Raw genomic sequence first — 21,637 nt, 5'->3', positions numbered from 1 at the left:
GAGAGATATCCACGTCGCCACCGCGGTGCTGGACTTTCTGTGATCAACGAACGGGGGAGAGAGCATCAATTCTCAATAATGTTGTGGTCCGGGCCCAAGGGGAAACCGGTGATATTCTCCGCCCCATCCTCGTCAATAACAACGAGGTCATGCTCGCGGTAGCCGCCAGCACCGGGGGTGCTCTCAGGGATCATAACCATCGGCTCCATTGAAACGACCATGCCGGGCTTCAACACCGTGTCGATATCCTCGCGCAGTTCTACGCCAGCTTCGCGGCCATAATAATGGCTCAGGACACCAAAGCTGTGACCATAACCGAACGAACGATACTGAAGCAGGTCCCATTCACGATAAATTTCGTTCAGCTCGATCGCGATGTCCATGCAACGCGCGCCGGGCCTTAGCAATTCCAGCCCGCGCTCATGAACCTTCACATTTTTCTCCCAGATATCGAGGCTGGAATCGTCCACGTGCTCGCAGAACAGCGTCCGCTCCAGCGCGGTGTAATAACCAAAGATCATCGGGAAGGTATTGAGGCTCAGGATATCGCCCGACTGCACCTCGCGGTTGGTCACCGGATTATGCGCGCCGTCGGTGTTAATGCCTGACTGGAACCAAGTCCAGGTGTCCATCAACTCCACGAAAGGAAAGGATTTGGCGATCTCGCGGATCATAGCGTTGGTGCTGGCGATGGCGACCTCGTGTTCGGGCACACCGGCCTTGATGGCGCCAACCGCTGCCCAACCGCCGGCGTCACAGATGCGCGCGCCCTCTCTGATCAGCTTGATTTCCTGATCGGACTTTATGGTGCGCATCCACATTGAGGGCTGCCCGACATCGACAAATTCAACATCGGGTAATGCGTCCTGCACCTGCTGGCGATGTTCAAGCGACACCTGGTCGAACTCAATCCCGACGCGCTTAGCGCCCTTGGTCAGCTGCTGGATAGCGCGATAGAAATTGTCGCGGTGCCAGTCGGTATAGGTGACGTTATTGCCAAAGCTGCGGCGCCACGGCTGGCCACCGTCTATGCCCGCCGAAATGGTCGTGGCGTTCTTTTGATCAATAACCATCCCGTACTTGCGACCAAAAGAGCAATAGAGCCAACCGCTGTAATAGTTGATGCAATGGTGTGACGTAAAAAGCGCCGCATCAACATCACTTTTGCCCATCCAATCGCGCAGCTCGTTCTGACGGCGGGACATTTCATTGTCGGAAAACGGCGAGTAATCCTTGTCGCCATTGTGCCACTCCATGACGTGAAGCATGTCATCCAATACTGGAAACCCTCATTGTCGATAGTTGATTGTCTTTCGCTATCAGCCTGGCGGCAGTAAATAAAATTAATTGAAGTGATCTATGTATGAGTAACGCAAATTGAGGCAGTCAACGTCATTTGGCTCGCGCATGAGTAGGTGATTGAAAGGCACTGACCCCATCACTGATCTGCTCAATCAGCTTCAACGCCGCATCCGACATCTTGATATGCTTGTAAAAAAGGCCGACGTGAATATTGGCCAGTTTCGGAAATCCCTCTTTGGGGCTGAGGATACGCATCCCTGGCAAGAGCGTCTTCTTGGTCAGGGCGGTCACGCCCATGCCATCCAGAACCGCCTTTTGCAGGGCCGAAATACCGGGGCTTTCGAATGATACGTGCCAATCGCGCCCCTCGACATTAAGCGCATCGACCATGCGCTTGCGATAGAAGCACCCATCGGGGTGGGCAATGATCTTGACCGGCGTGTCCGGATTGATCCGGTGGTCACGACCGCACGCCCAGACCGGACGTTCGGACCAATAGAGCGAAACATGCGGCGCGGGCATCCTATCAGTGATCGAGATAGCTAAATCCAGATCATCGGCATGTAGCGCCGCCAGCAAATCACGGCTCCGGTTGCAGCGGATATCCATAAGCACTTGCGGATTGGCGTGGGAAAACTCGCCAATGATTTTCTGGAAATACTCGATCGAATAGTCGATCGGCAGGCCGATTCTAAGGGTTCCCAACAGCTTTGCGCGCTGAAGCTTGGCTACAGCGCGGTCATTGAGGCGCAACATCTCGCGGGCATAATCCAAGAGGGTCTGACCATCCGCCGTCAGTTCGATCTTCTTGCGCTTGTGACTAAGAAGCTTGACGCCCGCCACCTCCTCAAGCCGCTTGATCTGCAAGGAAATTGCGGGCTGCGTTCGCCCAAGAGCCTTACCCGTTTCGGTGAAATTGCGCAGATCGACCACGGTCACAAATGTGCGCAACAGATCAGTTTGCAGATTGGTGAAACTACGCACTATTAAGAATCCTCATTGAACTATTATTACTATAAATTTCTCACATGGCGCAAGCTATCCTACGATTATCCAGTCCGATAGGAGGGGGTAACATGACCAGATCCACCGTTTTCGCCGCTGAAATGCCATGGCCCTCCTATCAAAAACAGGTTCAGGGCGGCGATGTGCCGATCTTGATCCCCCTTGGTTCCATGGAACAGCACGGCCACCACATGCCGATGCATGTCGATGTCCTGTTGCCCACCGAATTCGCCCGCCGCGTGGCCGAGCAAGTGGGTGCGTTGGTCGCGCCCCCGTTTACTTACGGCTACAAGTCACACCAAAAATCGGGCGGCGGAAACTTCTTTCCCGGCACGACAAGCCTTGACGGCGCGACCCTCGTGAATGCGCTCAAGGATGTGGTCAAGGAATTCGTGCGGCATGGCGTGCGCAACCTGTGTATCGTCAACGGCCATTTCGAGAACTCGTGGTTCATCACCGAAGCTATCGATTTGGCGCTGCGCGAGCTGCGCTGGGGCGGAATCGACGACGTCACGGTCATGGTGCTGTCCTATTGGGATTTCGTTGATCAGGCATCCATTGAAAAACTCTACCCCAACGGTTTTCTGGGCTGGGACATCGAGCATGGCGGCGTGTTGGAGACATCCTTGATGCTGCGCCTGCATCCCGATCTCGTCTCGCTGAAGGACGCGGTAGAGCATGCACCCGCCACCTTCCCGCCCTACGACATCTATCCGGCCAAACCGGATTGGACCCCCGCCAGCGGGACACTGTCCTCACCCAAAGAGGCCACCGTCGAAAAGGGTGACATCTTGCTTGAGGTTTGCACCAAAGGCATCGTCGACGCTATCATCACGGAATTTGCACCCAAAGGCGCGCCGACAGCCGCCCAGTGATACGCACAACATCAAAAAAAGAATGCTGTTTTCCAACCAGGAGAGAGAAATATGACCAACACTCTGATCAGACCCACTCGCCGCAAGCTGCTGACCATGACGGCCGGCGCCGCGCTAGCGACACCCTTCCTATCGATCCGCGCCTCGGCGCAGACGGTGAACCTGTCGATGCTGGCATGGTATGGCCACGCCGAGCCCGACATTGTTGGTGAATTCGAAGAAGCCAACAACGTCAAATTCACGCCGAAATACTACACCGGCGGCGACAACATGCTGGGCCTCATCGCGCAATCGCCCCCCGGCACCTACGACGTGATCCTGTCGGATGGTGAATATGTGCAACAGCTTAACGCGGCTGGCTATATTCAGGAACTGGACGCAGCCGACTACGCCTTTGACGACTTTTTCCCCGAGTTCCAGAAGTTCCCGGGCCATTGGTCTGACGACAAGCTTTACTCTGTCATCACGCGCTTCGGCTTTCTCGGGGTGTCCTACAACACTGATGAATTCACCGAAAAAGAGGCCTCGACCTACGGCATCTTTGCGGACGAGCGCGCGACCGGCAAGCTGGGCCATTTCGACTGGCATCTGCCGAACCTGGGCCAGATGAGCCTCTGGGACGGAAATGCGTCGCCCTACGACATCGACGATGCCGCGTGGGCTGCGGTCAAGGAAACCACGATGGGCCTGCGTCCGCAGGTCGGTGGCTTCTTTGACTATGGCGGAACATTCTCATCGCTCAAGAGCGGCCAGATGACCCTGTTCGCCGGCATTGGCGACTGGATCACCGGCGTTCTGGAGAAAAACGGCGCGAACGTGCGCAGCGTCATCCCCGAAGAGGGCGGCTTGCAATGGACCGAGTCGTTCTCGATCGGCAAGGGCACCAAGAATTACGAGATGGCCAACAAGTGGATCCAGTATATCACCTCGCCCGAGGGTCAGGCCAAGTCGGCCGACATGGCCGCCTATCCTGCGCTGATCCCATCCGAGGCAGGCTGGAAGGTGCTGAACGAAACCAACCCCGAAGAGGCCAAGCGTCAGAAGATGGTCATGGGCGAGCGTAACGTCATGGACATGATCCGCGACGGTCAAATCCAGTTCCGCCAGCTGCCCGTGCAGCAGGATCTGGGCGATTGGAACGACTTCTGGTCCGACTACAAAGCCTCCTGAACGTGATATTTGCCGGGGCCAAGAAATGGCCCCGGCGCACTGCCTTCCCAATGATCCGGACGTGACATGATGAAACGCCCCAGCCTCTTTTCGCTAGTCCTATCGCTGCCGCTGCTGATCTGGCAGCTGGCGTTTTTCCTGTTTCCGCTGCTGTTCCTCGTCGCGATCAGCTTTTGGACGGTCAAGATGTTTCAGATGCAGCCCGATCTCAATTTCGGTAACTGGCAGCGCATCCTGACCCGGGGCGTGTTCTGGGACGCCTACCTGCGCACCATGATTTTGGCGACCTCAGCCGCCGTGCTGACCAGCGCCATCGCCTTTCCGGCGAGCTATGCGATTTCATTCAAACTCAGCGACACGGCCAAGCGTTGGATGATCTTTGTGCTGATCATCCCGTTCTTCACCAGCTATCTGGTGCGGGTCTATTCACTGCAGGTTTTCCTGACCGATGCGGGCATCGTCAACGCGGCGCTGGGTTATATCGGGCTTGGCCCGTTTCCCATGCTGAACAACACCTTCGGCACGCTGGTCGGGATGATCACGCTCTGCTTGCCGCTGGTGATCCTGCTGCAAACATTCAGCCTCAATTTCGTCAACCGCGATCTGATTGAGGCTGCGCATAACCTGCGCTGCGGGCGGCTGCGCACGGTGCTGTCGGTCGTCGTGCCGTCGGCCAAAGTCGGCCTTGTCATCGCAGCGCTGTTTGCCTTCATCCTCAGCTTTGGTGATTTCGTCAGCCCGCTTTATCTGGGCGGTGGCAACCCGCCGACGCTATCGATCATGATCACCGACATCACGAAATCAGGCCAGCAATGGCCGCGCGCCGCTGTGGTCGCGATCATGATGATCGGTACGCTGATGACTGTGGCTTTCGCCGCCATCACCTACGCCTACAAGGAGCGCGGCAAATAATGGGCAACGAGAACAAAATCATCAATGGTTGGCTAATGCTGCATATCGCGCTGTGCCTGATCTTTATCTTTGCGCCCATCGCGGGCAGCTTTGTCTTTTCGCTGAACTCGGACCGTTTCCCGTCGCTGCCGTTGGGGGAATTCTCGCTGGAATGGTATCGCGCAATCTGGGAGGACCCGCTGGTCTGGTCCGGCTTTGCGAACACCGTGATCGTGGGCCTGACCGTGGCTGTGATCGCCACCATCCTCGGATTTGGCGGGGCTTATACCGATTTTCGCTATAACTTCTTCGGCAAATCCTTCTATCTCGCCCTAGCGCTACTGCCGCCAACGATCCCGGTCGTCATCATGGGCCTCGCAATGCTGGCATTCCTGTCGCGGATCAACCTGTCGGGCAGCACGATTTCGGTGGTGATCGCGCATGGCGTGATGTGTAGCCCCTTTGCCATGGCCATCATTCGCCTGCGCCTGTCGCAGATGGACCCCGACCTAGAGGCAGCAGCGTGGAACCTCGGCGGCAACGAATGGGCGACGCTGCGTCACGTCATCATCCCCTTCACCAAGCCGGCGATCTTTGCCGCGCTCTTCATCACCATGGCTGTGTCTTTTGACGAGTTCGCCGTCGCGTGGTTCGTGTCGGGCCTGAACGAGACGCTGCCGGTCAAGATCCTCGGCTTCCTTCAGGGGCAGGTCAGCCCGCGCATCAACGCCATCGGCTCGCTCGCCTTCCTTAGCTCCATGACGCTGATCGTGCTGGCGCAGCTATTGCTGCGGAACCCCGATCAGGGATCGAAATAAGAAATGGACGATAACATGACATCCAATGCCATCGTAAAATTCGACAATGTGGTCAAAAAGTTCGGCGACTTTGTCGCTGTCGAAAAGGCCGATTTTGAGATTGGTCGGGGCGAGTTTCTGGCCATCATGGGGTCGTCCGGCTGCGGCAAGACGACGACGCTGCGGATGCTGGCGGGACTCGAAGACCCGACATCGGGCGACATCTATCTGGACGGCGAGCGGGTGAACGGACGCGCCACATGGGATCGCGACACGCCGATGGTCTGGCAGAGCCTTGCGCTGTTCCCGTTCCTGACAGTGCAGGAAAACGTCGAATTTTCGCTGAAGATGCGCGGCGTGGGCAAGGCCGAGCGCACCGAACGAGCACTCAAATGGCTGGACAAGATGCAGATCACCGAATTCGCGGATCGCAACGTCGCGCAGCTCTCAGGTGGCCAGAAACAGCGCGTGGCTTTGGCACGCGCACTGGTGACAGAGCCAAAAATTCTGCTGCTGGACGAGCCACTGTCGGCGCTTGATGCGCATCTCAAGGTGCGCATGCAGGCTGTTCTTTCGAACCTGCAAAAGGATCTGGGCATCACCTTTGTCTACGTCACCCACTCCATGTCCGAGGCGTTCTCGATGGCCGACCGTGTGGTCATCATGAGCCGTGGCCGGATCGAGCAGATCGGCACGCCACGAGAGATCTACCGCGAGCCGCATAACCGGTTCGTGGCCGAATTTCTCGGCTCGGCCAACATCTTTGATGCCACCATCGAAGGGAAGGTCACGGACGGCTGGAAGGTCACGCATGAAGGTGGCAACACCGTTATTCCCACGGCCGAATTGCAGAATGGAAAGCCGGGCGACAAGGTCACCTTCATCGTCAGCGCCGAAAACATGCAGCTAAGTGCGCCCGACAGCGATCAGATCGGAATCGAAGCGACGGTCGTGGGCGATGAGTTCGTCGGGGGCACGGCCATGATCTTTCTCGAAACGGAGACGGGCCAGGAAATCAAGGTGCAGAAATCCCATGACGAGCTGAGCGACGTGAACGCCAAGGCCGGATCGAAACTGATCGTGAGTTGGAGCGCGGAGAACTGCCACGTCCTTCCGGGCGAGTGAACCCTAGTTAATAGGCGTCGTTAGTGCCGCATACTCGGGCTTGGCCCTCCGCTTTTCAGAACGCAGGCACGGGCCACTTCAAAAATGTGAGGGCTCAGGCACGCTCAGTGCGATATTGCCCGAAACTACGCTGGAACCTGTCAAACAGACGGGGCGTCGCTTTGGGATGATGATGGACAACGGACAAGATCAAGCCACCGACTTTCTGTCCCAGTCTTCAGGCTTGGGCAATTGCTCGAACGTATGTTCCGGTACGGGGGTCGGCAGGGTCCATTCCAGTGTATCGGCGTAATCGTTCCAGTAGCTCGCCCGCGTCTCGCGCTTGCCGGCCAGCAAGGTGTAGAAGATGATCCAAATGAACAGCAGGAACGATGCGAACGACAGCAGCGCGCCCCAGCTCGATACTGTATTCCACAGCGCGAAGGCGTCCGGATAGTCGATGTAGCGGCGCGGCATCCCCTGACGTCCCAGAAAATGCTGGGGAAAGAAGGTCAGGTTTGCGCCAATGAAAAACATCCAGAAATGCAGCTTGCCCGCCCATTCGGGATATTGGCGCCCCGACATCTTGGCGAGCCAATAATAGATCCCGGCAAACAGCGCGAACACCGCGCCGAGGCTCATCACATAGTGGAAATGGGCGACCACATAATAGGTGTCGTGGTAGGCCCGGTCCAAACTGGCCTGCGCCACGACAACACCCGTCACCCCGCCGACAGTGAACAGAAAGATGAAACCGATGGCAAACAACATCGGCGTCTTGAACTGGATCGAACCGCGCCACATGGTCGCCAGCCACGAGAATATCTTGATGCCGGTTGGCACTGCGATCGTGACCGACGCAATCTGGAAAAAGCTTTGCTGCGTGATCGACATGCCCACAGTGAACATGTGATGCGCCCAAACCAGAAAGCCCAGGAACCCGATGGCAATCAACGCCCAGACCATCGGCAGGTAGCCAAAAATCGGCTTGCGCGAAAACGTCGCGATGACGTGGCTGATGATACCAAAACCGGGCAGGACGACGATATAGACCTCGGGATGCCCAAAAAACCAGAACAGATGCTGATAGAGCATCGGATCGCCCCCGCCGGCGGGCTCGAAGAATGTCGTTGCAAAGTTTCGATCAACCAGCAGCATCGTCACGGCCCCAGCGAGGACTGGAACGGCCATCAGAAGCATCCATGCCGTGATAAAGATCGACCAGGCGAACAGTGGCACCTTGAACAGGCTCATGCCCGGCGCGCGCATGTTGAGGAAGGTAGTGATCATGTTGATCGCGCCAAGGATCGAACTGGCGCCCGAGACGTGGATAGCAAAGATCGCCAGATCCATCGAGATCCCACCATCCCGAACCGAAAGCGGCGCGTATAGAGTCCAGCCCACCCCGGCACCGTGTGATGCGTCCCCGCCGGGCGCGAAAAACGACGCGACGGCCAGACTGGTTCCCGCCACAAACAACCAGTAGCTGAGATTGTTCAACCGCGGAAACGCCATGTCAGGCGCGCCGATCATCAACGGCATGAAATAATTGCCCATCCCGCCGAACAGCGCCGGGATCACCACGAAGAACATCATCAGAATACCGTGGTAAGTGACAATGATGTTCCACAGATGCCCGTCCGGCGTGCAGTCTGCCACCGAAGGCCAAAACCGTAAGCCTTCGAGGCACATGTACTGCACGCCCGGCTCCATCAGCTCCATCCGCATAAAGACCGACAGCAACGCGGCGATCAAACCGACGCCAGCCGAGGTGAACAGATAGATGATGCCGATGTCTTTGTGGTTGGTGGACATGAACCATCGGGTAAAGAACCCGCGTTCGTCGTGGTCGGGGCTCTGGTGCAGGGTCGCTTCGGTCATAGCAGCCTCCGTGGGACAAAATCGGTTCGGCGTCAGTTGCGGGACGTGGTTTCAAATCGAGGAAGCAAGACGTTGCTTTCGAGGTGAATATGCTCGATCAGATCTGCGTTGAGCCCAGCCAGATTGGCGCAAAGCGACCTCCAGCGCGCACAAGCATTTTCAGGCAGCGTGAGATCATCGGCGAGCGGCGCAGCAATAGCACCAACGGGTCGGACAAGCTGGTCATGAAGCGTTTCAGTCATGAGGCCTCCCGTGATCTGGGCGCACAAACGTGCCCATAGCTAGAACTTCTCTTCAATGATCTGCGTGTCCTCGACGCCCAGATCGTGCAGCGCCTCGCGGACGGCACCCATCATTGGCGGCGGTCCGCAGAGATAGTAATGGCTGTCAGGTTCGACGAACTGGCGCAGGTAGTCGCGATCAATCCTTTGCTGCGGGACACTGGCGCCAGCCTCGTCCACCACGAAGGCGGTCTTTAGTCCCTCCATCGCCTCGAACTTGTCGCGCCAGATGATGTCAGCTTCGGTCTTGTTGGCGAACACTAGCGTCGATCCCGCAAGCGTTCCGTGTTCGTGCAACCTTTGGCGCAATATGGCAATCATCGGGGTGACGCCCGCGCCACCGGCGATGAACACACCCGGCCCCTTGTCCGCAATTGCGCCAAAAGGTCCCTTCATCTTGACTTCGTCACCCGGCTCCATTTTGGCGATCTGTTCGGTAACGCCGTGATGATCGGGGTAGGATTTTATGATGAATTCCAACGTCGGCTCATTCGGCAACGTCACTGGGGTAAAGGGACGTCCCTTCTTCTCCCAACCGTCCTTGAGCAGATGCAACTCCACACCCTGTCCGGGCGCGTATTCGAACGCGTCCGGTCGATCAAAGATCAGATGGTGCGTATCACGCGTAACCGGTTCGATTTCCTTTAGTGTCAGGCGAAATGTCATAAGTCATCGCTTTCCTGTTGCCCAAACAGGCGGATCACCTTGCGTCGATGTCCTCATCCCGACACTCACGAGACGCTTTCGCTCGCCGAATCCATCACATATTTGGTATTTGCATTACTGATTATCCCTCAATATAATCAGTTCTGTCAATACCAATTAAAGGAGACCGCATGCGGCTATCATCGTTCACCGACTACGGATTGCGGGTCTTGATGCGTCTTGCCGGCGCACCTAACCAGTCCATCTCGACAGGGCAGATCGCCGATGAATTCGCGATTTCGCAACATCATTTGGCCAAGGTGGTTCAGGATTTGGGTCGCGGCGGGTTCGTCAACAGCCAGCGCGGCAGGAATGGCGGTTTGCAGCTGGCGCGGCCCGCAAAAACGATCACGCTGGGCGAGGTCGTCCGTCATCTGGAGCAGCGGTTTGCAATTGTGGAATGTTTCCAATCGGATGGCGGTTCGTGCGTATTGAAGCCGCTGTGCCGCCTGAAACCTAGGCTTGCCGCAGCGCGCGAAGCTTTCATGTCGGAACTGGACCAGTCAACCGTAGCGGATTGTGCTTTGACTGCCAGTGGGCCGACGCTCGCCGCCAAATAACACGTAGGAGATTGGAGGATAAAAATGTCAGAAATTGAATTTTCCAAAGACATGATCCAGATAAACGCCGAGATAGTCGCCAAGGCGTTTCGGATTAGTTCTGATGAACTGAAACAGAGGATGCGCGATGGGACGATCACCAGTCAGAGCGAACATGGCGCCGACGAGGACGCAGGCAAAATCCGTCTGACGTTCTTTTCGGCGGATCGGCGAGTTCGCGTGACGGCGGACGATAGCGGCAAACTTTTGACGTGCAGCGCGGTGGATTCCAGAAGGCGCACTGTGCCTGCCGTGTCAACTGATGTGGCGACCAAAGCGAGCATCGCCATGGACGAGGTAAAAAGACGCCTTGATGGACTTCTCGACGTGGCGCTAGAAGGAACCTTTCCCGCCAGTGATCCCGTTGCCCTCGGTTTTGATTTGGCCAAAGAAGACGCTCTTTGGCCGACGGAGTCTGACGAAAGGTTTGACAAGGAGCCTGCGACAAAGACGCCAGCACGGACCCGGCGCAATCCCGTTGGATGACGCATTCCGCGCCAGATCAACCAGATCGCGCCGACGGATAGGCCAGCTTTGCATCAGGGGTCCGTTTGGCCCACAATGTCAGCTTAGCATGCTGTTCACGTCCGTTTGTGGATCACCCCATGCCCGCCTGCCGCAGAATATCGGTGACCTCAGCGAGGCTTCGGCTTGAGTGACCGGTCGTGTAAAAACCGCCTGCCATCAGTCGATCTTTGTCAACGCATCTTCCTTGTGCGCGGCGACGTGGTCAGTCTTGTCGCTTTTGATTTCGTATTGCGGATCATCCTTCGACGCCCGTCTCTGGTGCCCCTTGTAGTCGAAATCGCTGGTGTGGATTTTGGAAATCTTGCCAGTCACATGCCCCGCTTCGGAATTCCATTTCACATGATCGCCGACTTTGTATTTAGCCATTTAGTCATCCTCCTTTCCCTTGAAAACCATAATTGCAGCACGAAAGTTCCGCAGCGACGGTTTGAGGTCAAACGCTGCGGTTTATCGGTGATGCGGCGAAAATGAGGATTGTCATACCGATGATTGCGGATGCGACCGACCCCAGTAGAATTGCAAGCTTGATCGCGCCGAGTTGCGTCCCTTCGAAGGCCGCTGTTGCGATGAAGATCGACATTGTAAAGCCGACACCGGCCAGAAAACCCGCACCAACAAAGTGTTGCCAGTTGATCTCGGACGACAGTTGCGCCCATCCCAGCCGGATTGCCGCCCAACAGGCGATGCCAATGCCAAGCGGCTTTCCGATCACGAGGCCAAGCATCACCCCTAACGCTTCGGGAGCCAGCGGAGTGAAGTTGGATCCCGCCAAAAGAACGCCGGTGTTGAAGAACGCAAATAGGGGCAGGATCAGAAAGTTGGTCCAGTTTTCCAGCGCATGTTGCAGATGATGGCCCGGCTCGCGCAACCGCGTGATCGCGGTCTCGATCGCATTGACGCCATATTCCGCGATATTTTCGCGGGCGAGGCCGCGTTCAGGCTCAACCGCATCTGCGATTGCCGTCGCCTGTGCCGCAACTTCCTTGACGTTGGCGGGTTGGCGCGCGGGGATCAGCATCGCCGTCAGCACCCCCGCCAGTGTCGCGTGCAAGCCCGAGGCATGAATGAACATCCAAAGAATAAGACCAAGAATGAGGTAAGGAAGCAGTGCATAAACCCGCACCCGCCCCAGCATTGCCATGGCAACAATGCAACCGAGCGCGCCGAGCATGGGCATGGCGTACAAACCGTGCCCGTAAAATAGCGCGATCACGACAATTGCGCCAAGATCATCGGCGATAGCCAGAGCTGCGACGAACACCCTTAGGGAATTGGGCACGCGTTTCCCAAGCAACGCCATCAGCCCCAGCGTGAATGCGATGTCGGTGGCCATCGGAACGCCCCAGCCGTGCGCCGCCGGGCCGCCGGTGTTAAATGCGGTATAAATCAACGCGGGCGCCACCATGCCGCCGATGGCCCCGACAATCGGCAGCATCGCGCTTGAAAGATCGGACAATTCGCCTGACACCAGCTCACGTTTTATCTCAATACCGACGATCAAGAAGAAGATCGTCATCAAGCCATCATTGATCCATGCCTCTACAGATAGGCCGAAGCGGGCATCGCCGAACTCAATCGCGAAAATTGTCAGCCGCAGTTTCTCGTAAAAGTCGTGCAGGCCGGAATTGGCGACGATCAGCGCGGCAAGCGTGGCCAAGACCAGCAGCAGGCCGCCCGACGCCGCCCAGCCAAAGAACCGCTGGCTCGCGCGTTCGGCGCGATAGCCGAACGGCCGTTCAACCGCATCCATGATGGATAGCTCATCCCAGGCACCGGAATAGGGTTGCCCTTCGATGAACAATGTCGGCGTGCGCTGAACGTCTACCGCGGTGGCTGTTTCCCGATCCTCGGCCAAGTGTGCCTTAACGGCATCCGAAGTCAGATCTTTCTGGAATTGCGCGATATCCAGCTCAATCTCTTTAGCGAGCTTTTTGATGCCTTTGGCCGTGAACCTTTGGCGTCTCCGAAACAGCGCCTGATGCATCTCCCAGAACTTGCCTTGGCTGCCAGCGGCAACGGCGGCCCTTGCCGCCCGATCTGCATCGGCATTTCCAGCTTCGGGATACTGGCGGTAGATATAAACGACCTTGCCATCCTGGCGGTCAGATATCCTGCGCAGGATATCACGCAGACGGCGGCACGCGTTGGAGGTGTAGTCACCATATAAAACGACAGCGTGGTCGCACCCCGGTTCACCGAGATAGAAGTCGCGATCAGCGTCGAATGATTTGCATTGGGTGCGGATCATGGCTGCCTCGTCCCCCCAAGTCGGGCTTGTCGGCAATTTCGGGCATTGCCAGGACGAAAGCACGCGCAATTAATCCTGGCAAGCTGGTTTCAAGTCTCTGCCATCTTTGCGCACTCGGCAGAAGGAGTTTTGAAAAACTTCGGAACCTATTTGCCCCACTCGCATCCAATATTACAGACACGCCCCTAATAGGCCTGTCTTTGGATATGAGAAAGGAACACAGCATGACCCGTTTTTTAGCCTTTTTGGCGGCATCGTCCATCGTTGCGGCCAGCGCAGCCTTTGCACACGAACCATCGAACGCCGTCGCAATCAGCCCCCCAGATGCGCCCTATCAAAGGGTCAGCGATCTGGTCAAACTGCCTGATTTCCTGCCCGGCATTGGCCAGCTTTTTGTCGATCCGGCGACACTGCCTGCGGGGCCGTTTGTGGCCTATGACCATGATGGCAAACTTGTCAGCACCATCTACATGATCTCGATTTCACAGATGAATGCCGACACGAGTTTTGACGATCTCGCGGCCCCCGGCGGCAATGTCGATCATGTGGATATCTACTACAACGCCGGCCACCCCGGTGTCGAAGAGCCGCATGAACATATCGTGCTCTGGCATGTGCCAGTCGCAGACGAAGCCAGCGTGGCCGAGTAAGATGTTACGCCGGAATTTTCTGTGGTGGAGCGGGGGTTTTACCGCCGCTCTTACCCTCTCGCCGGGGCTGGCATTGGGCGGCTCTATGGTCGAGATCACGATGACAGGGCGGTCTGACGGCTCCAAAGTTTGGTTTGACCCTTACGGTGTGTTGGTTCGGCCCGGCCAGACAATCCGCTGGACCAACCGCGACAAGGGGAACGCCCATACCGCCACGGCCTATGCGCCCGAAAACGATGACCATCCGCTCCGCATACCCAACGGCGCTGCAGCCTTTGACAGTGACTATCTACTGCCGGATGAGAGCTATGAGGTGGCTCTCGAGAAACCCGGCGTCTACGATTATTTCTGCATACCGCATGAAATGTCGGGCATGGTTGGGCGCATAATCGTGGCGGAGCCAGACCAGACCGTGTTCGACGACTATCCGGGCGGCGGTCTGCCTGATGCGGTTCTTGACGGGTTGCCGGAGATTGTCGACATTCTGAAACAGGGCCGCATTCAACATGGTGAATGACATGGGATCTGAAAAAGCTCTGCTGCGCACTTCATACCGGGGCACGAGCGAGGCCGAATTGGTTTCACTCGCGCGCGAACGCAACGATGCCGCTGTCCGCGAACTGATCCGGCGCTGCAATCAGCAATTATTCCGCGTCGCGCGCGGCATCCTGCACAATGACTCCGAGGCCGAGGACGCAGTGCAATCCGCCTACATGGCCGCGTTTACCAAGCTAGAAACGTTTCGCGGCGACGCCGCGTTCTCAACATGGCTGACGCGGATTGTGATGAATGAGGCCTACAACTGCCTGCGCCGACGACGCCCCGTCGTCGATATCACTGAATACCGCGAAGGGATGCTGAACACTGATGAAGGAGGTATGTCCGGCACGATGACGCCCACACCTAAAAATCCCGAATCCGAATTTGCCTGTGCCGAGCTGCGCGCCATTCTCGAAGCAGCGATTGACGCATTACCTGAGCGGTTCCGTCTGACCTATGTCATGCGCGATGTACAGGAGATGCCGACGCGCGACGTCGCAAACCTGCTTGGCATCAATACCGTTACGGTAAAAACCAGGCTCTTCCGCGCCCGGCGCCTCTTGCGGTCGGAGCTGAATAAGACTGTCAAAGGCGGCTTTTCTAGCATTTTTCCGTTCGACGGTGCCCGCTGCACTGGGATGGCCGACCGCGTCATCCTGTCGCTGACAACGCGACCTGACAATTAAGCCGGACACCGGGAAAAAGCGTTCGCAGTGATCCGGATCATGCACTGCCGGCAGTGCATGTTTGTCAATCAGCATCCAATCGCCCCCCTTGTAGGGAAGCGTATGAAATATCAGAAATCAAGGTTCTCGACGTTCAGCGCGTTTTGCTGGATGAATTCGCGGCGCGGCTCGACTACGTCGCCCATCAGTTTGGTAAAAAGATCATCCGCCTCGGCGACGTCATCGACCCGCACGCGCAGCAATGTGCGCGCATCGGGATCCAGCGTCGTCTCCCACAGCTGATTTGGGTTCATCTCACCCAGACCCTTGTAGCGTTGCAGCGACAGACCCTTTTCACCCTCGGTCAGGATAGCGTCCAGCAGATCTATGGGACCATAGATCTGCTGCGTGCGATCCTTGCGCATCAGCGTTGCTGGCAAGTTGTAAACGTCCTGCAAGGCCTTGGTAAAGCTGCCGGTCCGCTTCGCCTCGCCGCCGCGCAGGACGGGGCCGTCAAGCGTGCGCACCTCTTCAACGCCGCGCAGGATCCGCGCTAGGCGGATGCCGTGATCCTGCGTGATCCGACCCTGCCAACCGCGCTCATATTCCAGCGCGATAAGGTTCAAACGCTCGGCGACCCTGTCGGCGACGCCTTGCAAGTCGGCCTCGACCGCGCCGGCGGTAAAGGCGCCGGCAATCGCCGCCTGCTCTAGAATATGGCGCGGATAATGCGTTGGAAACGCTTCGAGCACGCGGCGCAGTTGACGGGCCATGTCGACCACGCGCGCGAGGTCAGCGCCTGCAATTTCCTCGCCATTGCCCTGCCGCAGGGTCACGCCATCGACGCCCTGCTCAATGAGGTAGTCCTGCATCGCGGCTTCGTCCTTGAGATAGACTTCGGACTTGCCCCGCGTCACTTTGTAGAGGGGTGGTTGCGCGATATAAAGGTGACCATTTTCAATAAGTTCTGGCATCTGACGGTAAAAGAACGTCAGCAAAAGTGTGCGGATATGCGCGCCATCTACGTCGGCGTCGGTCATGATAACGATCTTATGGTAGCGCAGCTTGCTGATGTTGAATTCATCCCGCCCGATACCGGTTCCGAGGGCCATCACCAGATTGCCGATCTCTTGGCTGCCCAGCATCCGGTCGAAACGCGCGCGTTCGACGTTCAGGATCTTGCCCTTGAGCGGCAGGATCGCCTGCGTCCCACGGTCGCGGCCCGTCTGCGCACTGCCGCCGGCACTGTCGCCCTCGACGAGGAAAACTTCGGTCTTGGTCGGATCCTTTTCCGAACAATCCTTAAGCTTGCCAGCCAGAAAATTAACATCCATAGCCGTTTTGCGCCGCGTCAGATCGCGCGCCTTGCGCGCCGCTTCGCGCGCCAATGCAGCCTCGACGATCTTGGACGTGATGATCTTGGCCTCGTTCGGGTTCTCTTCGAACCATTCGGACAGCTTTTCCGACACGAGGTTCTCGACCGCCGGGCGCACCTCAGAGCTAACCAGCTTGTCCTTGGTCTGGCTCGAAAATTTCGGGTCCGGCACCTTGACCGACAGAACACAAGTCAAACCCTCGCGGGCATCGTCGCCGGTAAAGTTCACCTTTTCCCTTTTGGCGATCCCGCTGGATTGCGCGTAATTGTTGATCGTCCGAGTCAACGCGCCGCGAAAGCCCGCCAGATGCGCGCCGCCGTCCCGCTGCGGGATATTGTTGGTGAAGGGCAGAACCGTCTCGTGATAGCTGTCGTTCCACCACATCGCGACCTCGACGCCGATATCGTCACGCTCACCTCTGATAAAGATAGGATCGGGCAGCATCGCGATCTTGTGCCGATCCAGATATTTGACGAATTCCTTGACGCCACCCTCGTAATGCAGCTCGGATTCCAGCGGCTCTTCGGGGCGTTCATCGCGCAGCAGGATGCGCACACCCGAGTTCAGGAACGCCAGTTCGCGCAGACGCTTTTCGAGCGTCTCGAAGCTGTAAGCGAGGTTTGAAAACGTATCCATCGACGCAAGAAAGCGCACCTCGGTCCCCTTGCGGCCATTCGCTGGGCCGACGACCTCAAGATGCTTGACCGTATCGCCCTTCTCGAACCGCGCAATATGCTCCTTGTCGTTGCGCCACACACGCAGCTCCAGCCAATCGCTGAGCGCATTAACCACCGACACGCCGACGCCGTGCAAGCCGCCCGATACCTTGTAAGAGTTCTGGTCGAACTTGCCGCCCGCATGCAGCTGGGTCATGATGACTTCGGCGGCGCTGACACCCTCTTCCTCGTGGATGGCGACCGGGATGCCACGCCCATTGTCGCTGACCGAAACCGAGCTGTCGCCGTGTATTGTAACCGTTACGCGGTCGGCATGACCTGCCAGCGCCTCGTCGATACCATTGTCAACGACCTCGTAAACCATGTGGTGCAGGCCCGACCCGTCATCAGTGTCGCCGATGTACATGCCTGGGCGCTTACGCACGGCATCTAAGCCCCTGAGAACTTTAATAGAATCGGCGCCATATTCTTCGGAAGCCGTTGCTGCATCGGACATGCGGAATTTCCCCGGTAATTTTGTTATTTTATAAGGGTTTCGGCGGGGGATGTCACGCAGGTATGCGCCGATTTCCGCCCTGTGTCACAACGGTGATACCTGCGAAATTCCCGCCTCTTCCGTCACCTCGATATGCTGGGCGCGCACGCCCAGTTCTGCGAACAGCTCGGGTCCCGTTCCGGTCATCCACGCCTGTGCGCCAAGGCCGCAAACCTCGTCATAAAGCGCCGCGCGCCGGCCCGCATCCAAATGCGCCGCCACCTCGTCCAGCAGCAGGATAGGCGGCGCGCCGAACGACTTGGCCAGCGCCCGCGCATTTGCCAGGATCAGAGAAACCAGCAGCGCCTTCTGCTCGCCTGTCGAACAATCGCGCGCTGGCACCCCCTTGGCTGCATAGACACCATAAAGGTCCGCCCGATGCGGCCCGACCAGCGTGCGCCCGGCCACCAGATCGCGAAACCGACTCTCGGCCAGCGCGGCGCGGTAATCGTCCTCGTTGCCCGGCATCTCGCCATCGGTTGCAGTCAACTCCAGTTCAGCCACGGGAAAGGCCGTCTCGGCTTCGCCCTGCGCGCGATGCAATTCCGCCAGCGCGGCGCGGCGCCCGGCATCTATCTCGGCACCGCTGCGGGCCATCTGCCCCTCCAGCGCCTGATACCAATGCGCATCGCGCACCTGATCCTTTAGCAGGCGGTTACGCTCGCGCATTGCCTTTTCGAAATCCAGCACCGCCTCGGCGTGGCTTGGAACAAAGCTCATCGTGACGCGGTCCAGAAACCGCCGTCGCCCTTCGGCGCCCTCAATCCAGAGGCGATCCATCGACGGCACCAGCCACAAAACCCGCGCAATCCGCCCCAGCGCCAGTTGTGCCGCCGCCTTGTCGTCGACCCTAACTTGCCGCGCACCGCCATCCTCAGCCCAGATCACGACCTCATGAACGCGATCCAGCGAATGAAGAACACCAGTCAGCTTCCATCCCAGCGCCTCAGGGCGTCGCACCATATCCTGCGCCGCCGCCCGCCGCAGTCCGCGCCCCGGTGAAAACAGCGATACCGCCTCGATCAGATTGGTCTTGCCCGCGCCATTTGGCCCATGGATCGCCACAGGCCGCGCATCAAGCGTCAGTTTTGCCGACTTGTGCGAGCGGAAATGCGAAAGCGTCAGCGATGACAGGTAAAGCCCCGTCATGCCCAAGCTTTCATTGTTCTAAAAATACTCAAATCCGGGCTTGCGTCACACACGCATCGGCATGACGACATAAACCGCGCTTAGATCATTCCCCTCGCGCATAAGCGTCGGATCACCTGCCGAATTGAACAGGAACACCGCATTTTCACGATCCACTTGGGATGCAATTTCCAGCAGGTACTTCGCGTTAAACCCGATCTCGAGCCGCTCATCGCCGTAGGCGACGGCCAACTCTTCCTCGGCGGCGCCGCTATCGGGCGCGTTGACCGACAGGATCAGACGATCCTCATCCAGCGACAGCTTGACCGCGCGCGAACGCTCGCTGCTGACGGTCGCCACACGGTCGACGGCCTGCGCAAATTCGGCAGCGTCCACTTCCATCCTGCGGGTGTTGCCCTGCGGGATGACGCGGGTGTAGTCGGGGAAGGTCCCGTCGATCACCTTGGACGTCAGGGTAATGTTCGGCGTGGCGAAACGGATCTTGGTTTCGCTGACCGACACGGCGATCATCATATCGTCGTCTTCCAGCAGCTTGCGCAGTTCGCCGACCGTCTTGCGCGGCACGATCACGCCGGGCATGTCCGCGGCGCCCTCGGGCAGATCGGCGTCAATACGCGCGAGGCGGTGGCCATCGGTCGCTACACAGCGCAGGACCTTGCGGCCTTCGGACTCGGACACATGCAGGTAGACACCATTCAGGTAATACCGCGTCTCTTCGGTTGAGATCGCAAATTTGGATTTATCGAACAGCCGCCGCAGCACCGGCGCCTTGGCCGAGAAGTTGCTGGCGTATTCCGAGGACGCCATCACCGGAAAATCCTCTTTGGGCAACGTCGCGAGGTTAAAGTTCGAGCGCCCCGCCTCGACCGTCAGACGGCCCGCTGTGCCGTCATCAGCCAGCGTGACCAGCGCGCCATCGGGCAGTTTGCGCACGATTTCGTGCAGGGTCACAGCCGATACCGTGGTCGATCCGGGGCGCTCGACCTGCGCAACCGCCTTGTCACTGACCTCGATATCGAGGTCCGTGGCACGGAAATTGACAGTGTCGCCCTCGGCCTCGATCAACACGTTGGCGAGGATCGGAATGGTATTGCGCCGCTCGACGACCGATTGCGCCTGGCTGACGGCCTTGAGCAAGGTTCCGCGTTCGATGCTGAGCTTCATGCCCATCCTCCCTAAAAGATGCCGACGTCGCGCCGGGACTGGCACGGTATCAACACCGCCTTGCAGCGCAAGGCATTTGTTCGCTTTTCTGATCGGGATTGCCAGGTGGGTCAAGCCTTGCGCTCACGCAAGTGCTTTCCCTTCAGGCTTCCAGAGTGCGGCGCAGCAGGTCGATATCCTCGGCCATCTGGGAATCGGCAACGCGAAGTTCGTCGATGCGGCGCACCCCGTGCATGACAGTGGTGTGGTCGCGCCCGCCAAAGCGACGCCCGATTTCGGGCAGGCTGCGCGAGGTCATTTGCTTGGACAGGTACATGGCCACTTGGCGTGGACGGGCAAAGATCCGCACGCGTTTCGGTCCGATCAGATCACTCAGGCGGATGTTGTAGTGATCCGACACCTGGCGCTGGATCTCTTCGATCGTCACCTGTCGCTCGCTGCTGCGCAACACATCGGCAAGGCAATCCTGCGTCAGCTCCATCGTGATTTCATGGCCGACCAGTGACGCAAAGGCGAACAGACGGGTCAGCGCCCCTTCAAGGACGCGCACGTTCTTGGTGATGCGCATCGCCAGGAATTCCAGCACACCATCGGCCAGTACGAGGCCGGGATACTGCATGCGGTAATATTCGACCTTGGATTGCAGGATGCCGAGGCGCAGTTCGTAATTGGTGGGATGCAGATCGACCACGAGGCCGCATTGCAGACGCGACTTGATCCGCTCTTCTAGGTTCTCGATCTCGCCCGGCGCGCGGTCGGCAGAGATGATGATCTGCTTGCCGCCATCGACCAACGCGTTGAAGGTATGAAAGAATTCCTCCTGCGTGCTTTCCTTGCCGGCGATGAACTGCACGTCATCAACCATCAGCACATCGACCGCACGGAACATGGATTTGAAATCCATCATCTTGCGTTCGCGCAGGGCCTGAACAAAACGATACATGAACTGCTCTGCCGACAGGTACACGACATTCAGCTCAGGCTGACGCTGCGACAGCTCCCACGCGATGGCGTGCATCAGGTGGGTTTTACCCAGACCCACGCCGCCATACAGAAAGAGCGGATTGAACGTAATCGGCCCGCCGCTGGCGACGCGCTTGGCCGCCGCATGTGCCAACTCGTTCGGCTTGCCCACGACAAACGTATCGAAGGTAAAGCGACGGTCGAGCGGCGCGGCAGGAACGCCTGCATTCCGCTGAGGCGTTGGTTGGGGTTTTGCCTCGGCGCGGGGCGCAGCGGGGCGGCGGGCCTGATTGGCAGGCACCTGAAAATGGACGCGGCGAATCTCGGGCGAGACGCTCTGTGTGTGATAGAGTATTTGGTCACCGTATTTCTGCGACACGTAGTTGCCAACGAAACTGGTTGGCACGGCGAAGGTCGCAACGCCTTCTTCAATATGCGACAGTTCCAGAGGTTCGATCCAGCTCTTGAAATTGCTCTTGCCGATCGTCTTCAGCAGATCCTGCTTTAGTTGGCCCCATTGATCCTGTGTCAT

At 58.0% G+C, this 21,637-nt stretch carries 21 protein-coding genes; 10 read left to right on the top strand and 11 right to left on the bottom strand.

Annotated features, from left to right (window positions below):
• Window positions 1–65: 65 nt before the first annotated feature.
• Together U3654_RS00105 and U3654_RS00100 are read right to left on the bottom strand one after the other, a co-directional pair.
• On the bottom strand, window positions 66–1,268 hold the full coding sequence (locus U3654_RS00105) for a M24 family metallopeptidase (protein WP_324755342.1): 1,203 nt from the start codon (window positions 1,266–1,268) through the stop codon (window positions 66–68).
• A gap of 124 nt (window positions 1,269–1,392) precedes the next feature.
• Window positions 1,393–2,286, bottom strand: a complete 894-nt coding sequence (locus U3654_RS00100; protein WP_324753342.1) for a LysR substrate-binding domain-containing protein — start codon at window positions 2,284–2,286, stop codon at window positions 1,393–1,395.
• Between the two features lie 92 nt (window positions 2,287–2,378).
• On the opposite strand from U3654_RS00100, the gene U3654_RS00095 reads away from it, so the two are divergent.
• From U3654_RS00095 to U3654_RS00075, 5 genes are all read left to right on the top strand, one after another.
• Window positions 2,379–3,182, top strand: a complete 804-nt coding sequence (locus U3654_RS00095) for a creatininase (RefSeq protein ID WP_324753341.1) — start codon at window positions 2,379–2,381, stop codon at window positions 3,180–3,182.
• A 51-nt stretch (window positions 3,183–3,233) separates the two neighbouring features.
• Window positions 3,234–4,352, top strand: coding sequence for a spermidine/putrescine ABC transporter substrate-binding protein (locus U3654_RS00090; RefSeq protein WP_324753339.1), 1,119 nt, complete (start codon window positions 3,234–3,236; stop codon window positions 4,350–4,352).
• Between the two features lie 69 nt (window positions 4,353–4,421).
• Window positions 4,422–5,264, top strand: a complete 843-nt coding sequence (locus tag U3654_RS00085; RefSeq protein WP_324755341.1) for an ABC transporter permease — start codon at window positions 4,422–4,424, stop codon at window positions 5,262–5,264.
• Entirely contained in the window at window positions 5,264–6,061 is a 798-nt protein-coding gene (locus tag U3654_RS00080) for an ABC transporter permease (RefSeq protein ID WP_324753338.1), read from the top strand. The genes U3654_RS00085 and U3654_RS00080 overlap by 1 nt, the downstream gene beginning before the upstream one ends.
• Window positions 6,062–6,076: 15 nt before the next feature.
• Window positions 6,077–7,165 (top strand): ABC transporter ATP-binding protein, encoded by a 1,089-nt coding sequence (locus U3654_RS00075; protein ID WP_324753337.1) that lies wholly within the window; start codon window positions 6,077–6,079, stop codon window positions 7,163–7,165.
• Between the two features lie 189 nt (window positions 7,166–7,354).
• Here the strand turns inward: U3654_RS00075 and ctaD are convergent, their stop codons facing one another.
• From ctaD to U3654_RS00060, 3 genes are read right to left on the bottom strand one after another with little or no spacing between them, the layout of a single operon-like run.
• Window positions 7,355–9,025, bottom strand: a complete 1,671-nt coding sequence (gene ctaD / locus U3654_RS00070) for a cytochrome c oxidase subunit I (protein WP_324753336.1) — start codon at window positions 9,023–9,025, stop codon at window positions 7,355–7,357.
• A 32-nt stretch (window positions 9,026–9,057) separates the two neighbouring features.
• Window positions 9,058–9,267, bottom strand: a complete 210-nt coding sequence (locus U3654_RS00065; RefSeq protein ID WP_324753335.1) for a hypothetical protein — start codon at window positions 9,265–9,267, stop codon at window positions 9,058–9,060.
• 39 nt (window positions 9,268–9,306) lie between these two features.
• Complete coding sequence (locus U3654_RS00060; RefSeq protein ID WP_324753334.1) at window positions 9,307–9,972, bottom strand: FAD-binding oxidoreductase; 666 nt, start codon at window positions 9,970–9,972, stop codon at window positions 9,307–9,309.
• A gap of 170 nt (window positions 9,973–10,142) precedes the next feature.
• Between U3654_RS00060 and U3654_RS00055 the strand changes: the two genes are divergently transcribed.
• Window positions 10,143–10,571: an RrF2 family transcriptional regulator gene (locus U3654_RS00055; RefSeq protein ID WP_416384537.1), complete on the top strand. Its 429-nt coding sequence runs from the start codon at window positions 10,143–10,145 to the stop codon at window positions 10,569–10,571.
• Between the two features lie 24 nt (window positions 10,572–10,595).
• Window positions 10,596–11,096 carry a DUF6522 family protein gene (locus U3654_RS00050; protein WP_324753332.1) on the top strand — a complete coding sequence of 167 codons (501 nt, stop codon included), beginning with the start codon at window positions 10,596–10,598 and terminating at the stop codon, window positions 11,094–11,096.
• 198 nt (window positions 11,097–11,294) lie between these two features.
• On the opposite strand, the gene U3654_RS00045 is transcribed toward U3654_RS00050, so the two are convergent.
• Both U3654_RS00045 and nhaA read right to left on the bottom strand, forming a co-directional pair.
• A complete protein-coding gene (locus U3654_RS00045; protein WP_324753331.1) occupies window positions 11,295–11,504 on the bottom strand; it encodes a DUF2945 domain-containing protein in 210 nt (69 codons plus the stop codon).
• 67 nt (window positions 11,505–11,571) lie between these two features.
• Window positions 11,572–13,386, bottom strand: coding sequence for a Na+/H+ antiporter NhaA (nhaA, locus tag U3654_RS00040; protein WP_324753330.1), 1,815 nt, complete (start codon window positions 13,384–13,386; stop codon window positions 11,572–11,574).
• Between the two features lie 224 nt (window positions 13,387–13,610).
• On the opposite strand from nhaA, the gene U3654_RS00035 reads away from it, so the two are divergent.
• The 3 genes from U3654_RS00035 to U3654_RS00025 are packed head-to-tail and all read left to right on the top strand — an operon-like array spanning window position 13,611 to window position 15,262.
• A complete protein-coding gene (locus U3654_RS00035; RefSeq protein WP_324753329.1) occupies window positions 13,611–14,036 on the top strand; it encodes a DUF5602 domain-containing protein in 426 nt (141 codons plus the stop codon).
• 1 nt (window position 14,037) lies between these two features.
• Window positions 14,038–14,553, top strand: a complete 516-nt coding sequence (locus U3654_RS00030) for a plastocyanin/azurin family copper-binding protein (protein ID WP_324753328.1) — start codon at window positions 14,038–14,040, stop codon at window positions 14,551–14,553.
• A 1-nt stretch (window position 14,554) separates the two neighbouring features.
• Window positions 14,555–15,262: an RNA polymerase sigma factor gene (locus U3654_RS00025; RefSeq protein WP_324753327.1), complete on the top strand. Its 708-nt coding sequence runs from the start codon at window positions 14,555–14,557 to the stop codon at window positions 15,260–15,262.
• A 110-nt stretch (window positions 15,263–15,372) separates the two neighbouring features.
• Here the strand turns inward: U3654_RS00025 and gyrB are convergent, their stop codons facing one another.
• The 4 genes from gyrB to dnaA form a co-directional block, all read right to left on the bottom strand.
• Window positions 15,373–17,790 (bottom strand): DNA topoisomerase (ATP-hydrolyzing) subunit B, encoded by a 2,418-nt coding sequence (gyrB, locus tag U3654_RS00020; RefSeq protein WP_324753326.1) that lies wholly within the window; start codon window positions 17,788–17,790, stop codon window positions 15,373–15,375.
• 84 nt (window positions 17,791–17,874) lie between these two features.
• The gene (gene recF / locus U3654_RS00015; RefSeq protein WP_324753325.1) at window positions 17,875–18,978 is read right to left on the bottom strand and encodes a DNA replication/repair protein RecF; all 1,104 of its coding nucleotides are present in this window, start codon (window positions 18,976–18,978) and stop codon (window positions 17,875–17,877) included.
• A 45-nt stretch (window positions 18,979–19,023) separates the two neighbouring features.
• A complete protein-coding gene (gene dnaN, locus U3654_RS00010) occupies window positions 19,024–20,142 on the bottom strand; it encodes a DNA polymerase III subunit beta (protein WP_324753324.1) in 1,119 nt (372 codons plus the stop codon).
• Window positions 20,143–20,284: 142 nt separating this feature from the next.
• On the bottom strand, window positions 20,285–21,637 hold the full coding sequence (dnaA, locus tag U3654_RS00005) for a chromosomal replication initiator protein DnaA (RefSeq protein ID WP_324753323.1): 1,353 nt from the start codon (window positions 21,635–21,637) through the stop codon (window positions 20,285–20,287).

It is taken from the genome of Roseovarius sp. Pro17, from assembly GCF_035599575.1.
Taxonomy (GTDB): Bacteria; Pseudomonadota; Alphaproteobacteria; order Rhodobacterales; family Rhodobacteraceae; genus Roseovarius.
Note: the sequence above shows the minus strand (reverse complement) of the source record. Positions and strands in the feature narration are given on the sequence as shown.

Coding starts and splice junctions, on each gene's coding strand:
- ctaD (WP_324753336.1), bottom strand. CDS start 9,025: ATGACCGAAGCGACCCTGCACCAGAGCCCCGACCACGACGAACGCGGG.
- gyrB (WP_324753326.1), bottom strand. CDS start 17,790: ATGTCCGATGCAGCAACGGCTTCCGAAGAATATGGCGCCGATTCTATT.
- U3654_RS00045 (WP_324753331.1), bottom strand. CDS start 11,504: ATGGCTAAATACAAAGTCGGCGATCATGTGAAATGGAATTCCGAAGCG.
- U3654_RS00055 (WP_416384537.1), top strand. CDS start 10,143: ATGCGGCTATCATCGTTCACCGACTACGGATTGCGGGTCTTGATGCGT.
- U3654_RS00090 (WP_324753339.1), top strand. CDS start 3,234: ATGACCAACACTCTGATCAGACCCACTCGCCGCAAGCTGCTGACCATG.
- U3654_RS00025 (WP_324753327.1), top strand. CDS start 14,555: ATGGGATCTGAAAAAGCTCTGCTGCGCACTTCATACCGGGGCACGAGC.
- U3654_RS00105 (WP_324755342.1), bottom strand. CDS start 1,268: ATGCTTCACGTCATGGAGTGGCACAATGGCGACAAGGATTACTCGCCG.
- U3654_RS00035 (WP_324753329.1), top strand. CDS start 13,611: ATGACCCGTTTTTTAGCCTTTTTGGCGGCATCGTCCATCGTTGCGGCC.
- U3654_RS00060 (WP_324753334.1), bottom strand. CDS start 9,972: ATGACATTTCGCCTGACACTAAAGGAAATCGAACCGGTTACGCGTGAT.
- U3654_RS00095 (WP_324753341.1), top strand. CDS start 2,379: ATGACCAGATCCACCGTTTTCGCCGCTGAAATGCCATGGCCCTCCTAT.
- recF (WP_324753325.1), bottom strand. CDS start 18,978: ATGACGGGGCTTTACCTGTCATCGCTGACGCTTTCGCATTTCCGCTCG.
- U3654_RS00085 (WP_324755341.1), top strand. CDS start 4,422: ATGAAACGCCCCAGCCTCTTTTCGCTAGTCCTATCGCTGCCGCTGCTG.
- dnaA (WP_324753323.1), bottom strand. CDS start 21,637: ATGACACAGGATCAATGGGGCCAACTAAAGCAGGATCTGCTGAAGACG.
- U3654_RS00030 (WP_324753328.1), top strand. CDS start 14,038: ATGTTACGCCGGAATTTTCTGTGGTGGAGCGGGGGTTTTACCGCCGCT.
- U3654_RS00075 (WP_324753337.1), top strand. CDS start 6,077: ATGACATCCAATGCCATCGTAAAATTCGACAATGTGGTCAAAAAGTTC.
- U3654_RS00050 (WP_324753332.1), top strand. CDS start 10,596: ATGTCAGAAATTGAATTTTCCAAAGACATGATCCAGATAAACGCCGAG.
- dnaN (WP_324753324.1), bottom strand. CDS start 20,142: ATGAAGCTCAGCATCGAACGCGGAACCTTGCTCAAGGCCGTCAGCCAG.
- nhaA (WP_324753330.1), bottom strand. CDS start 13,386: ATGATCCGCACCCAATGCAAATCATTCGACGCTGATCGCGACTTCTAT.
- U3654_RS00080 (WP_324753338.1), top strand. CDS start 5,264: ATGGGCAACGAGAACAAAATCATCAATGGTTGGCTAATGCTGCATATC.
- U3654_RS00065 (WP_324753335.1), bottom strand. CDS start 9,267: ATGACTGAAACGCTTCATGACCAGCTTGTCCGACCCGTTGGTGCTATT.